The organism is Flavicella sp. IMCC45668 (assembly GCF_057219105.1).
In genome coordinates this window covers 313,924-329,945 of the sequence record NZ_CM170114.1, presented here as the reverse complement: position 1 = coordinate 329,945, position 16,022 = coordinate 313,924, and the positions used below count along the sequence as shown (strand labels likewise).

The following is a 16,022-nucleotide window of genomic DNA, read 5'->3' as shown; positions in this document are numbered from 1 at the left end:
ATGGATAGTCTTAATCCTTTAAAATACACATTACTCCTATTTATCAGCACCATAATTTCTGGCTCTGCACAAGAAATAGATTTTTCTTTTCAAAACCCAAAACTTCCGGCAGAAAAAAGAGCTGAAATTTTAGTTTCTCAGATGACAAATGAGGAAAAGCTAAAACAGCTTTTAAGTAGTGCACCAGCTATAGAAAGATTACAAATTCCGAGCTATGATTGGTGGAACGAAGCATTGCATGGTGTTGCCAGAAATGGAAAAGCTACCATTTTCCCTCAAGGAATTGCCATTGGGGCTTCTTTTGACCCCGAACTAGCCCACCGAGTTTCTTCAGCAATCTCTACCGAAGCAAGAGCGAAGTATGAAATATCTCAAAATATGGGAAACAGAGGAAAATATGCAGGATTAACATTTTGGACTCCTAATGTAAATATATTCAGAGATCCTAGATGGGGACGTGGTCAAGAAACATATGGTGAAGACCCATACTTAATGTCTAAAATGGGAGTAGCCTTTGTCAAAGGATTACAAGGAGATAATGGTAACTATTTGAAGTCTGCAGCTTGTGCTAAACATTTTGCCGTACATTCTGGTCCCGAAGAATTACGTCATCATTTCAATGCAGAACCAACTAAACAAGATTTATATGAAACTTACCTACCTGCATTTGAAGCCTTAATTAAAGAAGCGAAGGTGGAAGGAGTTATGAGTGCTTATAACGCTGTATATGGCAAAGCAGCCTCAGGAAGTGAATTTCTACTAAAAGAAACACTACGAGAGGATTGGGATTTTGATGGTTATATTGTTTCTGATTGCGGAGCAATTAACGACATTTTTAAAGGACATAAAACTGCTAAAACCAAAGAAGAGGCGGCTGCTATTGCTCTAATGGCTGGTGTCAACCTAAATTGTGGCTTCACTTATAAATTCTTAGGAAAAGCCCTTGAACAAGGATTGATCTCGGAAAGCTTATTAAACGAAAGAACAGAGCAACTTTTTAAAACTAGATTTAGACTTGGTATTATTGACAAAGAAAACAGTGAAAACCCATACAGTTCAATTGGTGCAGATAAAATTCATTGTGATGCACATATAGCTTTAGCTAGAGAAGCAGCACAAAAATCAATAGTTCTTTTAAAAAACGAAAACAACACACTACCACTCTCAAAAAACATTCGCGTTCCTTATGTTACAGGTCCTTTTGCAAATTCTGCTGACGTGTTAATGGGGAATTATTATGGAGTTAGCCCCAATTTAGTAACAGTTCTAGAAGGAATTGCAGATGCTGTTTCTTTAGGAACCTCATTAAACTACAGAAGTGGAGCATTGCCATTTCAAAAAAACTTAAACCCTTTAAATTATGCACCTGTGGTTGTAGGTATGTCCGATGCTACCATATGTGTTGTGGGGATTTCTGCAGATATGGAAGGGGAAGAAGTGGATGCTATCGCATCGCCAAGTAAAGGAGATCGTAAGGATCTAAAACTTCCACAAAACCAAATAGAATACATAAAAACTATGATTCAAAAGAAAAAAGACAAACCTTTAATTTTGGTAATTGCAAGTGGTAGTGCTGTTTCGTTAGAAGGTATTGAGGAAGGCTGTGATGCTATTTTACAAATGTGGTACCCTGGTGAACAAGGTGGAAATGCAGTTGCAGATGTATTATTTGGAAACATCTCTCCTTCGGGACATCTTCCGATAACTTTTCCTAAAAATGTAGAACAACTACCTCCTTTTGAAGACTATTCTATGCAGGGTCGTACTTATAAGTACATGACAAAAGAACCTATGTTTCCATTTGGTTTTGGACTTACCTACTCTAGCACCTCTTTTGATTCATTAAAAATTGAAACCTCGAAACTTAGAAATAATAAAAATCTAGAATTTTCTTTACAGTTAAGTAACACGGGAAATTATGATATCGATGAGGTGGTTCAAGTATACATCAGCCCAATTCATAACAATGATAATTTACCACAAACTAGTCTTAAAGGTTTTCAAAGAGTTTCACTTCACAAAGGAGAATCAAAAAAACTAAACTTCACTATTGCCTCAGAAGACTTAAAAGTAATCAATAGCAAAGGTGAAAAAATCTGGAAAAAGGGACGTTACAAAATAATTATTGGAAACTCCTCACCTTCTGAACTAAGTCAAAAATTAGGAGCTGCAATACCACAAACAGCCGAGATTCAGTTAAAATAAAGTTTAAATAAACCAATAAAAGCTCCACAATATCAATTGGAGCTTTTTTTTGGACATTTGTTACGCTAATAAAACCAATGCTTTCAATGCTATTCCATAATTTGTAGTTAATTTGTTTTCAAATAATCTACAACCTACTAATATTCAACAATGAGAATTAGCATTACCTTTATCCTCCTTTTAATAGGACTTGCCTCTTGTAAACAACAAAACCAACTTACTCAAAAACATCAAAAGAGAGATTATAATGAGATCTCTTTTCCTAAACTAGAGCGATCAAAACAAACAAATTTCTACAATGAAAAACTTACCTCACAGATTTTGGTAGAACCAGGTTATTACGTTTGGGGCTTAAGTGTAGTGAATTGGAACGGAAAATACCATGCTTATTACTCTAGGTGGAAAAAAGAACACCAGCACAAAGGTTGGATGACACATTGCGAAATTGCCCATGCAATTTCTGAAAGCCCAATGGGACCTTTTAAATTTCAAAATGTGGTTTTAAAAGCGAAAAAAGAAGGTGGTTGGGATATCAACAATTCACACAATCCATATGCCGTTGTTGCCCAAGGAAAAATTCATTTGTACTATATTGCGAATAACATCAAATCATTTTTACCAGCGAAGAACGGAAATACAACCTACCCTTCTTCTGAATGGTTAGAAAAAAATAGAACCATTTTAAGAGAAAGCCAATGTATAGGTGTTGCAAGTGCAGACAATCCTGAAGGTCCTTTTATCAGATCTGAAAAAATAGTAGTTGCACCAGATAATGAGAAATTTAAAAAAATCGCAGTAAATCCAGCCGTAATATATAAAGATGGACTCTATTATATGATTATGAAAGGGGATGATATGGCACATAAAAAACCTTTTAGAATTCAACTCGTAGGGACCTCTAAAACACCTGATGGCCCTTTTCAATTTTCACCAAAACCTGTTTATGCAGAAGCACAAACAGAAGATGCATGCTTTTGGTATGACCAAACTCTAAAGAAACATTTTATGGTATGTCATGTAATGGGAAAAAATGAATTGGCCTTATTTAGTTCTGACAATGGTTTTGATTGGCTACCGGACGAACGTAAAGTGTTCATGAAAAAAGAATTTATAATTGATAATGGTAGCATATGGAAACCTAAAAGAGTAGAAAGACCTTTTGTGTTAACTAACGAAAAAGGTCAACCTTTAATGTTGTATGTAGCTGTCTACGACAATAATGTAAATGGAAACATTGCCATTCCAATAGAGTTTAATAAATCAGCAAAAAAATAAAAATGAAAAACTTAATCACAATTGCAATACTTGTATCGCTACTGCACAGTTGTAAGCAAGCACCCGTTGAGCAGGAACCAGAAATAAAGAATGTTTTGTTTATTCTAGCCGATGATTATGGCTACAACGATTTAAGCTTAAGAAATGATAGTTTTTATGAAACTCCGAACATTGATAAAATAGCTAAAGAAGGAACTATTTTTAATGAAGGGTATGCAACCTGTCAAGTATGCAGTCCTTCAAGAGCAAGTATTTTAAATGGAAAATTCCCAGCAAGACATGGTATCACTGACTGGATTGGTGCTAGATCTGGTGAAAAATGGAGAGAAAAAAAGCGTTATTCTAAATTACTTCCAGCAGCATACAAACACAATTTAGAACATAAAGACATTACTTTACCCGAAGCATTAAAAAAAGAAGGTTATACAACTTTCTTCGCAGGAAAATGGCATCTTGGAGAAAAAGGTTCTTGGCCTGAAGACCATGGTTTTGATATTAATATTGGTGGTTTTGATGCGGGTGGTCCGAGAGGAGGTTACTTTTCTCCCTGGAAGAATCCTAATTTAGAAAACAAAAAGGACGGAGAAAACCTAAGCATGAGGCTAGCAGAAGAAACCGTAAAATTTATGAAGACACATAAGGACGAAAAATTCTTTGCCTACCTTTCTTTTTATGCAGTACACGGAGCTATCCAAACGACACAATCAAAATGGAAAAAATACCGAGAAAAAGCAGAAAAAAACGGCATTGATGAAACAGGCTTCAAAATGGCCAAATACCTGCCGGTCAGACAGGTTCAAGACAACCCAATCTATGGTGGCTTGGTAGAATCTATGGATGATGCTGTTGGAAGAGTAATGCAAGGTTTAAAAGAACTTGGTTTGGATCAAAACACATTGGTAGTATTTACCTCAGATAATGGAGGTGTTTCGGCTGGAGATTCCTTTTCTACGTCTAATCTTCCCTTGCGTGGTGGTAAGGGGTATCAATTTGAAGGAGGAATTAGAGAGCCTTATTTTATAAAAGTTCCTTGGCTAAAAAACACCATTAAACTAAGTAATACGCCAGTATCCGGAACAGATTTTTACCCAACTATTTTAGATTTGGTTGGAGCAAAATTGCGTCCCTCAGAACACCAAGATGGTGTAAGTCTATTGCCAATTTTAAAGGGAGGAAAAATTGAAGAAAGACCACTGATATGGCACTATCCTCATTATGGAAACCAAGGAGGAGAACCTTCCTCAGTCATTAGAAAAGGAAATTGGAAACTTATTCATTATTACGAAGACGGAAGAAAAGAACTTTATAATATAAAGGACGATATTTCCGAAAATAACAACGTAATCTTACAAAACGAGCAAATTGCGCATAAATTAAATAAGGAGCTATTTGACTATTTAAAAAATGTTAACGCTAATTTCCCTGAAAAAGATCCAAATTACAATGAAGAGATGGAACAAAAGCATTTACATAAAATAGCCACTAAAAAACTTAAATCATTAGAGAAACAAAGACTTGGGTTTTTAGATAAAAATTTCGACCCAAAAAATAATTGGTGGGGAAGTTTGATTACAATGGATTGAGCCAACTACAAATTCTAATTTACGCCTCCTAAACTTTATTGTTTTGGAGGCGTTTTCATATAAGATGAATATATACCGATATTTTACCCCTTTCAGAAATAAAAAAGAACATATGTACAACGCAAAAATCAATATCTCTTCGTGATAATTACTTTTCTTAAGTAGCTTTGAATAAACCCAAAAAAAATATTGATGCGACATTTCTTGTTTTGTTTGAATCTATTCATTTGTATGACATTTTCTAACATTGTGAATTCACAGATTGTCTTACTTGGAGACAACCCTCCTGAAAAGAATTTATTTGATGGAGATTTTCAATTAATAAAAGGGTATTGGAGGAAAGCGCAACAGTCCCCTTTCTGGAGAACAACAGTAATTGAAGGTAAAGAGAAAATGGGGCTGCATAAAGGTACCATGTTTAGCATGAACCCTATTGGTATTGCAGAGTCAAAAATATTGAATGGAAATAAAAAATATCAAACTGTAAAAGTAGGAGATAAATTCCGTTGGAGTTTCGGTGCAGATTTGGAATACATAAGTTCAGGATCGATTAGCCTTGAACTAGTATTCGGAAACAATGCAGTAATGTTAAAAGAGAAAGCTTCACTCATCGGCTCTGACAAAAAAATTGAACACTTTAAAGGTGTTTATCACGCTACCGAAACTGATGCTAAAAATGGACTGCCTTTTGTGAGGGCAACTTTTTATTCTAGTGAAGATGTTAAGGTTTACCTACATTATGTAAATATCAGTATAGAAGATCCCTTATTCGAAGGGCCTAAATTAAAAATCACCAATTCGTCAAATGATATTCAACTCCATTGGACGGATTATAAAAAGGCAAACTATAAAATTTACCGCAGTATATACGGAAGTAATAACTACAAAAAGATTGGAACTACTAACGAATTTCAATTTACTGACAACAACTTTATCAATGGTATTAAGTATTGCTATGTTATAACCAGAGATGACACATCTCAAATTGCTTCTAATACGATAGATGCTACTAGAAAAGATACAATACCTCCTACCCCTCCGAAGAATATTAATACTGAAATTTTTGATACTGAGATTAAAATAAACTGGACTAAAAGCAATTCGATAGACGTAAAAAACTATGCCCTTTATAGAGGAGATGCCAATGGAGAGCATCTAAGAGAAATTGCGCATGATCTCACCAAAACACATTATACTGACTACACTCCCAAAAAAGAAATACCAAATACCTATGTTATTTATGCTTATGACTATAGTGGAAACAAAAGTTTAGCCTCCAAACCAATACAAGCATCTGTTAACTCTAAACTGGGAACGTCTTTGAGCGATTTAATTCTTCCCATGCCAATTCATAAATCCTTACAGGAAAATATATGGGGAGCAAAAGGCGTCGTTCCGAGAGATCCTGATAACGGAATTGAAGACTCTGATTGGACGTACTGGGGTGGAACACCTGTTAAAGGAAAGGATGGTAAGTTTCATATGAATATAACCCGATGGCCCGCTAATGCGACCAAAGGACATTGGGAATGGCCTAATTCAACGATTGCTCATGTAATTTCAGATACACCAACAGGCCCTTACAAAATCAAAAAAAATATTACTTACGAATACCACAATGGTAAAGGACACAACCCTGATATCATTAAACTAAATGATGGTTCCTTTTTGCTTTATTCACTAATTGACTGGGAGGCTACTTTATTCTCCTCTAAAACAATAAATGGTCCGTGGAAAAGATTGGGCATTATGGAAGTTGATTGGGAATCATCACATGAAACACCAGAGCTGAGCTATCGATTTTATAGAAACTTGTCAGGAGTTCACTTACCTAACAATAGATTCTTATTTGTAACCAAAGCCGGTGCCATGATGATGAGTGAAAACAATAATCCACTTGGGCCATATAGAGTAATTACAAAAGCAATAAAAGGCAACAGCATTATCCCTGAAAAATATAGAAATTCGAATTATGAAGACCCTGTTTTATGGAAGGACGAAGTACAATATCATATGATTATCAATGCTTTCTGGGACTACCGTGCAATTTACTTACGCTCACCAGATGGAATACATTGGAAATTTAATTCAGGAACTGCCTATACACCCGATAACACTTCTTATGTAGATGGTACGAGAACCCATTGGTATAAATTAGAAAGACCCCACGTTATACAGGATTCCTATGGACGTGCAACTCATTTATCATTAGCTGTAATAGATGTACCTAAAGCAGATGATTTAGCAAAAGACAACCATAACTCTAAGAATATTATTTTACCGCTCGTCCTTAACCGACGAATGGAACTCTTAAACAAAAAGAAAATCACTTCAAAAACCAAAACCATAAAAGTAAAAATTCTTTCAGAATATGGCTTTGATGCCCAAACTGATATCGACCTCTCTACCATCCGATTTGGAGCGAATGAAGTAGTAGATTTTGGAAAGGGTTGTAAAGTCAGAAAAACAAAAAATAAGGGTAAAGATTTAATTATTGAATTTAATGCAACAGGAAACGGATTGACAGATACTAATTTTGTGGGAAAACTGATAGGAAAAACAAACTCTGGAGAATTATTAGTTGGATATACCAAATTGAAATTTTTACCGACCCAACATTCCAAGTAATAACTAATACAAAACACAAATACTTTAATCATTTAAAACTCATGAAACACACAATAAAAATCTACCTAACCGTAATCTCATTCATATTAGCAGGTACTTCAGCCATAGCTAAAGAGATATCTGTAAAAAAAACAAAAGGAAACACTAGCTATGTCAAATTTAAAAATGCAATCTCTAAAGCCAAGAATGGTGACGAAATTCTTGTAGATTTAGATATTACCTTTAGTAATAAAGACCCTAAAATTGCAATTACAAAGCACCTAACTATAAAAGGAGCACAACGAAAAAATAAATTCAGTCTACTAAGAGAATCAAAATTTAAAAACACTTCAAATAGTTCGATTCTTGCGATTCACACGGATAATTTTCATTTAGAAAACTTGATTATCTCGATAAAAAAAGGGCAAGGTTACAAAGCCATTGAAATAGGTAAAAACTCGCAAGACTTAAAACTTTATAAAAATTTCTCATTTAAAAACTGTGACTTTCTACAATCAGATGTTCATTATTCAGCAAGAGGATTATTCTTTCAAGGAAAATTTAAAAATGTTTTAATCGAAAACTGCAAATTCAATTATTGGTTTAGTATTGTTGCCAGAGACTGTCCCGTTCTCGATGGTTTCAGAATCTCACATTGTGAATTTTTTAATGGTAGCCACCAAATATCATTTGATGGTGCCTTATTAGATGAACCAGATCCCACCTATGGCTTAGAAATAAGTTTAGAAAAACATGAAAATATTATTATCGAAAATAATAGATTTAACCTTACGGAATCTTTTAATATCGCATTAGCTTATACTAAAAATGTAATCATCAGAAATAATATATTGGAAGGCGGTAGTCATGTAAAATATTCTCAACCGATACACCTAGAAGACCGTTGTAGTAATATTGAAATTATTGGTAATACCATGAAAAGTAAACAAACAGGGATTCTGCTTTTCTCAACAGGTAAAGTAGGGCACGGTCAAGGAAAGAGATTTGAACCTGCGATAAAAAAGACCAAAGGAACTGGAAATGTACGCATCATAAATAATACTATTGATGCAGATGGAGATGCAATTTCTTCAACATATTTAAATGGTTTTTTAATCATCTCAGAAGACAATACTATTAACGGAAAAAAACGAGGAATAAATATCAACCAATCCTTTACTTCAAACCCAGGGACGAAAGTAAAAATCGATTCAAAAGTATTGATAAACGGTTTGCCTCTGCATAAAGTATTAAACATCAAAGACCCTCAAAAACGAACGACTTACCTAAAATCTGATATAGAAATTCAATAAAAAAAAACCCAATCCTAAAAGGATTGGTTTTTTTTTTCGCTCAAATAAATATTACTCCTCTATGGAATACACTATTTTAAAAATAGGTTTGCTAGCAGTATTTTCAGCATCATCTGCTTTCGCTTTTGTAACCTTGATGTGATTTTTTGTCTCGCTTTCAAGCAGTTGTTTCTTAATTCCTTCAATACGCTTACTTTCATAAACCTGTGCTAAAGAATCCACTAGAGCAGGACTCGCTAAAGATACACAAGCTCCTTCCACAAAAGAAGAATCTAACATTTTTTCAATCGTCGCTTCCGTCGCATCCTTTTGTGTTTTCTCTAGTAAGTAAAGTTTAAACTCTTTTTCATCTTCTAAATAGTTCTTTTTACTATTCTTTTTATTGAATTCATTTCCTATTTGTTGTACGGCAATATGTTTCTTTTCTATTGCTACATCATTAAAATACAACATATCAATAAGCAAACCTTCTTTCTTTTTTTCAAGTTCCTGTAACTTATCTAGTTGTTTCAAGTGAGCGTCACTTAAAGCGGTATCCAAATAAGAAAACTCAAAAGTTTCTAAGTCTTTTGGGTCTCCTCCTACCAAACCGCCTAAAAACTTAACAGGTGAGGCTACAGTTTTTACCAATAAGTTTTTAAAAGAATACCAAACAATTTTGTTTACACTAACACTTGGATCATTTAAATCTCCACCTACAGGAACATCCAAATTCACAACACCATCTTTATCCTTCAATAAAAATAACGCAAACTTGAGTGGCAAGTTATATAAACCTCCTCTTTTATCTCCTAAAGTTGCATTGTGAACAATTAATTTATTTTGACTATCCAACTCCCCGTTGTGTATTTTAGTATTCGTTTTATAATACATATCCCCTTCCAATACAGGAACCCCCATATAATCCATCGAATATATATTCAAGTCATTTAATTTAAACCCTGAAATAACATATTTCAATTCCAATTCCATAGGATCTAGCGGATTAAAACTAACATCTACCTTCATTACACCTCTCTTGTTTAGCAACATCTTGGCTTGCATATCTACCCATTCTGTTTTACTATCCATAGAATCTAGATCTACCTCTATACTCGTTAAATTGTATTGAAATGGTTGTGACGTAGTTTTATCATTAAACTGTAACTTCCCATCAATAATCTCAAAAGAATTTAATCTGTAATACAACTCTGGTGTACTATCATTTTCTACTTCAGACGTATTTTCAAGTTCTGCTGCCACAACTTCTGTAGAGTCTACTGATTCATTAAGTCGAAGAAAAGATTCAAAATTAGTTGTTGCTTGAAACATATCGAAACGAACATATGGTCTTTTTAACTTAACTGAATCAATGATAAAATTATTTTTTAAGGGTTCTAATTTTTCAAAGACGCAATTAATTTGCTCTGCCATTAATATTGGTTTCTTCAAGGTATCATTCATCTTAAAATCATTAAGACGCACAAAACCATCTATTGCTAGAGTGTCTAAATAATTAGTATTGCCTATGAAGTTTAAGTTTGTAGAAAGTAAACCATTCGCAGATTCTAACAACAAGAAATCTTGTAAGTACTTTGTATAGGCAGATAGATCTAAATCTTCTAATCCTATGTTTGCACTAAACCCTCCGTCTATGGGATCAAAATTTGTAGAGGAATAAAACCTACCTCCATCTCTAAATTTAAATTCAAGATCAGCATTACTTTCATCTACTTGATTCCACTCTATATTTGGAATAATTAAATCCAACTCATCAAAAATAAATTCTTCATCAATCACCTCATCTTTAAAAGATACTTCTGCATTTAAAAATTCAATATCGGACAAGCTAAATTTAAACACCTCTGTGGAATCCAAAACTACTTCTTCCTCTACAAGGGAATCATTCGGTGTATCATAAAATGCAATCAAACTGTCAAAATTAAACGTAGAATCATTTTCTTTGATCACATTTGTTGCTAAATTTTTAACGTAAAATTGTTGCAGTGTTATCTTTGAGGTAAAATAATGATAAGGTCTAGCATTTAAAACAAGAGTATCAAAGGATACAAAACTCGATAGGTCATCGGATTCGTATAAATCAAAATCAAAAACCTTAATAGTTCCAGTAAAAAGATTGATATCTATATCCTCTACAGTTATCTTTCTACCAACCCATTCTTTTCCGTTTTTTTCAACTAAACTTTTTGCAACTACGGGTAACAACCACAAAACTAGCGTTATAAAAACTAAAACAACGCCTGAAACAATTTTTATTTTTTTATTCTTCAAGGTAAGCAGATAGTGTTAAAGAGAGTCAATTATATTTCCCTAAAAATTAGGAAGGTAAATATACAAAATTACTCTTCATTCTTCAACATCTCAATATGCTTGATTAATCGTTTTGTTGCTAGTTTTAATGTACCGTTATAAACGCCTCTTATTCTACCTTGTTTATCTATCAAAAGAAAATTTTCAGTATGAATAAATTCGCTCGCTTCTTTCGTTTTTACAAAATCTTCATCGGAAAAATATGCTGTCCTTGCTAATTCATAAATAGCTTCTTTCTCCCCAGTTACCAAATTCCATTTCTTAGAATTCACCCCATAATTATCCGCATATTTTTTTAACACTGGCACCGAGTCTATTGCTGGAGTTACAGAATGTGAAAGCAACAAAACATCAGGATCATTTTTAAATTCATCCTGTAACAACTTCATATTTAAACTCAAACTTCTACAGATTCCCGTGCATGTAGTAAAGAAAAAATCAGCCACATAGATTTTCCCTAGGTAATCTTTATTGGTGACTGTTAACCCATTTTGATTGGTAAAAGAAAAATCTGGAATTTTATGAATCTTTTCATAATCTTTAGAATCTTTACTTATCCATTCCGGTGTGAAATCACCAGAATTAAAAAAAGGCAATGTTTGAACTGAATGTTCCCTTTTTTCTACTTTTTTTTCTGACTTCTTACATGATAAAAATAATAGAGTAAAAAAAGAGGCTATTATAAAGTACTTCATAAGTCGTTTAAGTAAAAAATTATTTAATCAATTAAGAGCTCTTAACTTTGCATTGTTCTGTTTGGGATTCTTTTATAATGTAGATACAGCATCACATTTTTTTAAGCCTATTAACCCAAATCGCTCACCGTTTACAACAACATAATTAGACCTTAGTGTCCCATTGGGTTTAAACATTTTTTGACTCCCCTCTTCTTTTCCATTTTCATAATGAAAATATCGCATGGGTACTCCATTTGAAAACCATTCATTTGCTTCCCCATGGTGCTGACCAAGGGCATTAAAATAATATTCAAATTTTATTTGTTCATTCGGCCAGTATCCAACATGTTTCCCAGTTTTATATCCATTGGTATAGCAGCGTTCCGAAGCTATTTTCCCTGATAAATACCATTGCTTCTCAATACCATGAAGTTTGCCATCCTTATAATATTTTTCAGTTTTAAGCTGTTTGGTTTTTGGATAAAAGGAATATAATTTACCTGTAAAGAAATCTCCCTTATACAACAACAGCCCTTTTTCAAAAGACAAACCTTTAGCGCCTAACTCCAAACTAAGGGGTACTTTACTGCAAGATGTTATAACTAACACGCCAAAGATAAGTAGGATTAATTTTTTCATTATCTAGATATTGATCCAGGAGTACCATAAAAACCATCTCCATTAATATATGGTGCATCCGCAGATATATGATAATGATAGATACCATTAGGAAATTCTTCTGTTGCAGAATAATGACCATGATAATCATCTAAATCTGAACTTGATACTATTTGCCCATTCTCAACAGGTCCATATACAGGAAAACCATCTGCTAACAAACCTAAAAAGGCTTCATCTCCAAATTGTTCCGTTAAATACGCTGGCTCAATATGATAATGATACGCACCATTTCCTGCAGGGTGACCAAGATACTGATCAAATGAATCTATCTCATTATCCAAAGCTGAAAACCCAGCAGCATATTGATTAAAAAATACAACTCCATTTCTTGAAATCCCCATAGGTCCCATCTCGGTAGCCTCTTTATTTGTAGCTTCTTCTGGATTCAAAGTTATCGTAAAAGTAATGTTCTGCTCACCTATTCTGTTGGGATTCATACGAAAACTAGAATTCGTTCCAGTGTAATCAGCATATTTTTCATTTGCCCATTCCGTATCTGCATAATAAGGAGATTTATGATCTGGCAAATTAGTGGTTGTAAATGTTACCGTTCCGTTAGATACAGAGTAATTAATTGCTTCCACATTATCAAACAAAGTCAATATCGGTGTAATATCATAATTGGTGTTTTCTGGTTCCTCCTCTTCACTATTTTCCTCTTCAGGCTCTTCCACTTCCTCTACATTCTCAGTATCATCAATAAGCTCTTCCTCTTCAACAACAGTTTGTGTATTTGATGAACAACTTACAAAAAACAAAACAAGTAAGGTCATCATCATTAATTTAATCAGTCTAAGTAGTTTAATGGTTGCTATCATAATATATAAATTTAATAAAATAATTAGGGTTCTACTATTAAAACAAGTGATCTTTTAAAAACCCTACCTAAACAAAATAAATTTCTTCCCCAATATTTAATAAATCAAAAGTATATTTGCTTAACAAAAGAATAAGATATGAAAATTGTTTTTGCTACCCATAACCTAAACAAAACGAGAGAAGTTGCGGCTTTATTGCCAACCATTGAATTATTATCATTGGAAAGTATCCAGTGCTACGATGAAATTGAAGAAACAGAAGATACACTTGAAGGCAATGCAAAATTAAAGGCGAATTATGTTACCAAAAACTTTGACCTCAATTGTTTTGCCGATGATACCGGACTTGAAGTTGAAGCGTTAGATGGTGCCCCCGGAGTATACTCAGCGAGGTATGCAGGGGAAAAGGCAGATGCAACTAAAAACATGGACAAACTATTATCTGCTCTTGAAGGTGAAACGAATAGAAAAGCTAAATTCAGAACTGTTATTGTATTAAACCTAGAAGGTAAACAACATATATTTCAGGGTGTGTGTGAGGGAGAAATTCTTGAAAAAAAATCCGGAACAGACGGTTTTGGTTACGATCCAATTTTCAAACCCAATGGATACGACATTTCCTTTGCCGAAATGACCATGGAAGAAAAAGGAAAAATAAGTCATAGAGGCCTTGCCGTTTCAAAACTTATTTCTTTTTTAAACACACTATAATTTTTTGATAACTCAAAAAACATATAAAAAACAGGCAGTCCTTTTAGGCGTCCTTCTCATAACAACTTGGTTGATCAATATTAGTTTAGGATCTGTTAAGATACCTATGCTGGACTTGTTTCATATTATTTTTGGAAATTCTGAAAGTAAAGAGAGTTGGAATTATATTATCTGGAATTTCCGTATTCCAAAATCCTTAACAGCAATGCTTGTAGGTTCTGGTCTTGGAATCAGCGGACTTTTAATGCAAACTTTATTTAGAAACCCCTTGGCAGGTCCTTTTGTCCTAGGAATCAGTTCTGGAGCTAGTTTAGGGGTTGCGACTTTAATTTTAGGTTCAACTTTTTTAGGAAGTTTTCTTGGTGCTTTTTCACCATCTAGTTATACCGTAACTATTGCCTCAAGTCTCGGCTCTTTTTTGGTACTTTCCGTTGTTTTAATTGCGATAAAAAAAATACGAAATACTATGTCGATACTTATCATTGGTCTTATGTTCGGAAGTATTAGTGCTGCCATTATTAACGTATTAAGTTATTTCAGCTCTGCAGAGTCTTTGCAACAATTTATCTTTTGGAGCTTTGGAAGTTTAGGCAATTTAAGTTGGCAAGAATTAGGTGTTTTTGCAGGAGTATTAGCTTTGAGTGTTTTGTTTTTACTAAAAAGTATCAAACCCTTAAACGGATTATTATTAGGTGAGAATTATGCCATTAGCCTGGGAATAGATCTAAAAAAAACAAGAAATTTAGTTTTGATTGTTACAAGTTTAATGACAGGAGTTATTACTGCTTTTTCTGGTCCTATTGCCTTTATTGGATTGGCTGTACCACATCTTACCAAATTAATATTTGACACCTCAGACCATAAGGTTTTAATACCGTCTGTTGCATTTACTGGTGCTATACTCATGCTTATATGTGATACCATTGCACAAGTTCCGAATAGTGAATATACCCTACCAATAAATGCAATCACATCACTCTTTGGAGCTCCAATTGTGATTTGGTTATTGATCCGAAAACAAAAATCTATGATATGATGGATGCTAAAAAGAAACATATCATATTAAAAACCGAAAATTTAACCATTGGGTATTGCGACAAAAATGGAACTAACTTTGTTGCAAAAAACCTTAATATTGAACTAGAAAAAGAAAAATTAGTTTGTTTATTAGGGAAAAATGGTATTGGAAAATCCACCTTGTTAAGAACACTATCTAACACCCAACATAAGCTACATGGTGAAGTATATATAGACAATCAAAACTTACTTAGAATATCTCCATCTACTTTCGCTAGAAAAATGAGTTTGGTACTCACTGAAAAAATACCTGAAAGTCAGCTATCTGTTTATGATTTAATTGCTCTTGGCAGACAACCATATACCAATTGGCTAGGCAAACTCTCTCCAAAAGATATCACGAAAATAGAACAGGCCATTGAATGGGTTAATATTTCACACATTTGTAACAAAAAAAATTATGAACTTAGTGATGGTCAATTACAAAAAGTTATGATTGCACGTGCTTTGGCACAAGATACAGATATAATCATACTAGATGAACCAACTGCTCATTTAGATCTACATCACAAAATTGAGGTTTTTAAACTACTACAAGAACTTGTTCACAAAACTAAAAAAACTATTATTCTTTCAACACATGAAGTCAATTTAGCCCTTCCACTTGCAGATGAACTTTGGTTAATGACAGAAAACAATTTTGTTACAGGGACAACAGACTCACTAATAAAATCAAAAGATTTAGAAAATTTATTTCCGGCAAATCAAATTATATTTAATCCAGATTTAAAACAATTTACTTTAAAAAAATAAGTATTTTTATAA

12 protein-coding genes are annotated in these 16,022 nt (G+C 33.6%); 8 read left to right on the top strand and 4 right to left on the bottom strand.

Going from position 1 to position 16,022, the window contains the following annotated elements; all coding sequences use genetic code 11:
* The 5 genes from AC2DZ0_RS01580 to AC2DZ0_RS01560 all read left to right on the top strand — a co-directional run bounded on the left by AC2DZ0_RS01580 (position 1) and on the right by AC2DZ0_RS01560 (position 8,983).
* Positions 1 to 2,205: a glycoside hydrolase family 3 C-terminal domain-containing protein gene (locus AC2DZ0_RS01580; RefSeq protein ID WP_484643251.1), complete on the top strand. Its 2,205-nt coding sequence runs from the start codon at positions 1 to 3 to the stop codon at positions 2,203 to 2,205.
* Positions 2,206 to 2,355: 150 nt separating this feature from the next.
* A complete protein-coding gene (locus tag AC2DZ0_RS01575) occupies positions 2,356 to 3,480 on the top strand; it encodes a glycoside hydrolase family protein (RefSeq protein ID WP_484643249.1) in 1,125 nt (374 codons plus the stop codon).
* Between the two features lie 2 nt (positions 3,481 to 3,482).
* A complete protein-coding gene (locus tag AC2DZ0_RS01570; protein ID WP_484643247.1) occupies positions 3,483 to 5,063 on the top strand; it encodes a sulfatase in 1,581 nt (526 codons plus the stop codon).
* Positions 5,064 to 5,294: 231 nt separating this feature from the next.
* A complete protein-coding gene (locus AC2DZ0_RS01565) occupies positions 5,295 to 7,691 on the top strand; it encodes a hypothetical protein (protein ID WP_484643245.1) in 2,397 nt (798 codons plus the stop codon).
* Positions 7,692 to 7,732: 41 nt separating this feature from the next.
* A complete protein-coding gene (locus AC2DZ0_RS01560; protein WP_484643243.1) occupies positions 7,733 to 8,983 on the top strand; it encodes a right-handed parallel beta-helix repeat-containing protein in 1,251 nt (416 codons plus the stop codon).
* Positions 8,984 to 9,034: 51 nt separating this feature from the next.
* Here the strand turns inward: AC2DZ0_RS01560 and AC2DZ0_RS01555 are convergent, their stop codons facing one another.
* The 4 genes from AC2DZ0_RS01555 to AC2DZ0_RS01540 all read right to left on the bottom strand — a co-directional run bounded on the left by AC2DZ0_RS01555 (position 9,035) and on the right by AC2DZ0_RS01540 (position 13,469).
* Positions 9,035 to 11,254: a DUF748 domain-containing protein gene (locus tag AC2DZ0_RS01555; RefSeq protein WP_484643241.1), complete on the bottom strand. Its 2,220-nt coding sequence runs from the start codon at positions 11,252 to 11,254 to the stop codon at positions 9,035 to 9,037.
* 68 nt (positions 11,255 to 11,322) lie between these two features.
* Complete coding sequence (locus AC2DZ0_RS01550) at positions 11,323 to 11,988, bottom strand: SCO family protein (RefSeq protein WP_484643240.1); 666 nt, start codon at positions 11,986 to 11,988, stop codon at positions 11,323 to 11,325.
* A 72-nt stretch (positions 11,989 to 12,060) separates the two neighbouring features.
* Positions 12,061 to 12,609: a toxin-antitoxin system YwqK family antitoxin gene (locus tag AC2DZ0_RS01545; protein ID WP_484643238.1), complete on the bottom strand. Its 549-nt coding sequence runs from the start codon at positions 12,607 to 12,609 to the stop codon at positions 12,061 to 12,063.
* Positions 12,609 to 13,469 carry a YHYH protein gene (locus tag AC2DZ0_RS01540; protein ID WP_484643236.1) on the bottom strand — a complete coding sequence of 287 codons (861 nt, stop codon included), beginning with the start codon at positions 13,467 to 13,469 and terminating at the stop codon, positions 12,609 to 12,611. The genes AC2DZ0_RS01545 and AC2DZ0_RS01540 overlap by 1 nt, the downstream gene beginning before the upstream one ends.
* Before the next feature lie 138 nt (positions 13,470 to 13,607).
* Between AC2DZ0_RS01540 and AC2DZ0_RS01535 the strand changes: the two genes are divergently transcribed.
* From AC2DZ0_RS01535 to AC2DZ0_RS01525, 3 genes are read left to right on the top strand one after another with little or no spacing between them, the layout of a single operon-like run.
* A complete protein-coding gene (locus tag AC2DZ0_RS01535) occupies positions 13,608 to 14,180 on the top strand; it encodes a non-canonical purine NTP diphosphatase (protein ID WP_484643235.1) in 573 nt (190 codons plus the stop codon).
* Between the two features lie 4 nt (positions 14,181 to 14,184).
* Entirely contained in the window at positions 14,185 to 15,216 is a 1,032-nt protein-coding gene (locus AC2DZ0_RS01530; RefSeq protein WP_484491266.1) for a FecCD family ABC transporter permease, read from the top strand.
* Positions 15,213 to 16,010 (top strand): ABC transporter ATP-binding protein, encoded by a 798-nt coding sequence (locus AC2DZ0_RS01525; RefSeq protein WP_484643233.1) that lies wholly within the window; start codon positions 15,213 to 15,215, stop codon positions 16,008 to 16,010. The genes AC2DZ0_RS01530 and AC2DZ0_RS01525 overlap by 4 nt, the downstream gene beginning before the upstream one ends.
* Positions 16,011 to 16,022 lie beyond the last annotated feature (12 nt).

What these genes read in the sequence shown, in the direction of transcription:
- AC2DZ0_RS01550 (WP_484643240.1), bottom strand. Translation starts at nt 11,988, where the DNA reads ATGAAGTACTTTATAATAGCCTCTTTTTTTACTCTATTATTTTTATCA.
- AC2DZ0_RS01560 (WP_484643243.1), top strand. Translation starts at nt 7,733, where the DNA reads ATGAAACACACAATAAAAATCTACCTAACCGTAATCTCATTCATATTA.
- AC2DZ0_RS01525 (WP_484643233.1), top strand. Translation starts at nt 15,213, where the DNA reads ATGATGGATGCTAAAAAGAAACATATCATATTAAAAACCGAAAATTTA.
- AC2DZ0_RS01580 (WP_484643251.1), top strand. Translation starts at nt 1, where the DNA reads ATGGATAGTCTTAATCCTTTAAAATACACATTACTCCTATTTATCAGC.
- AC2DZ0_RS01540 (WP_484643236.1), bottom strand. Translation starts at nt 13,469, where the DNA reads ATGATAGCAACCATTAAACTACTTAGACTGATTAAATTAATGATGATG.
- AC2DZ0_RS01545 (WP_484643238.1), bottom strand. Translation starts at nt 12,609, where the DNA reads ATGAAAAAATTAATCCTACTTATCTTTGGCGTGTTAGTTATAACATCT.
- AC2DZ0_RS01565 (WP_484643245.1), top strand. Translation starts at nt 5,295, where the DNA reads ATGACATTTTCTAACATTGTGAATTCACAGATTGTCTTACTTGGAGAC.
- AC2DZ0_RS01535 (WP_484643235.1), top strand. Translation starts at nt 13,608, where the DNA reads ATGAAAATTGTTTTTGCTACCCATAACCTAAACAAAACGAGAGAAGTT.
- AC2DZ0_RS01575 (WP_484643249.1), top strand. Translation starts at nt 2,356, where the DNA reads ATGAGAATTAGCATTACCTTTATCCTCCTTTTAATAGGACTTGCCTCT.
- AC2DZ0_RS01570 (WP_484643247.1), top strand. Translation starts at nt 3,483, where the DNA reads ATGAAAAACTTAATCACAATTGCAATACTTGTATCGCTACTGCACAGT.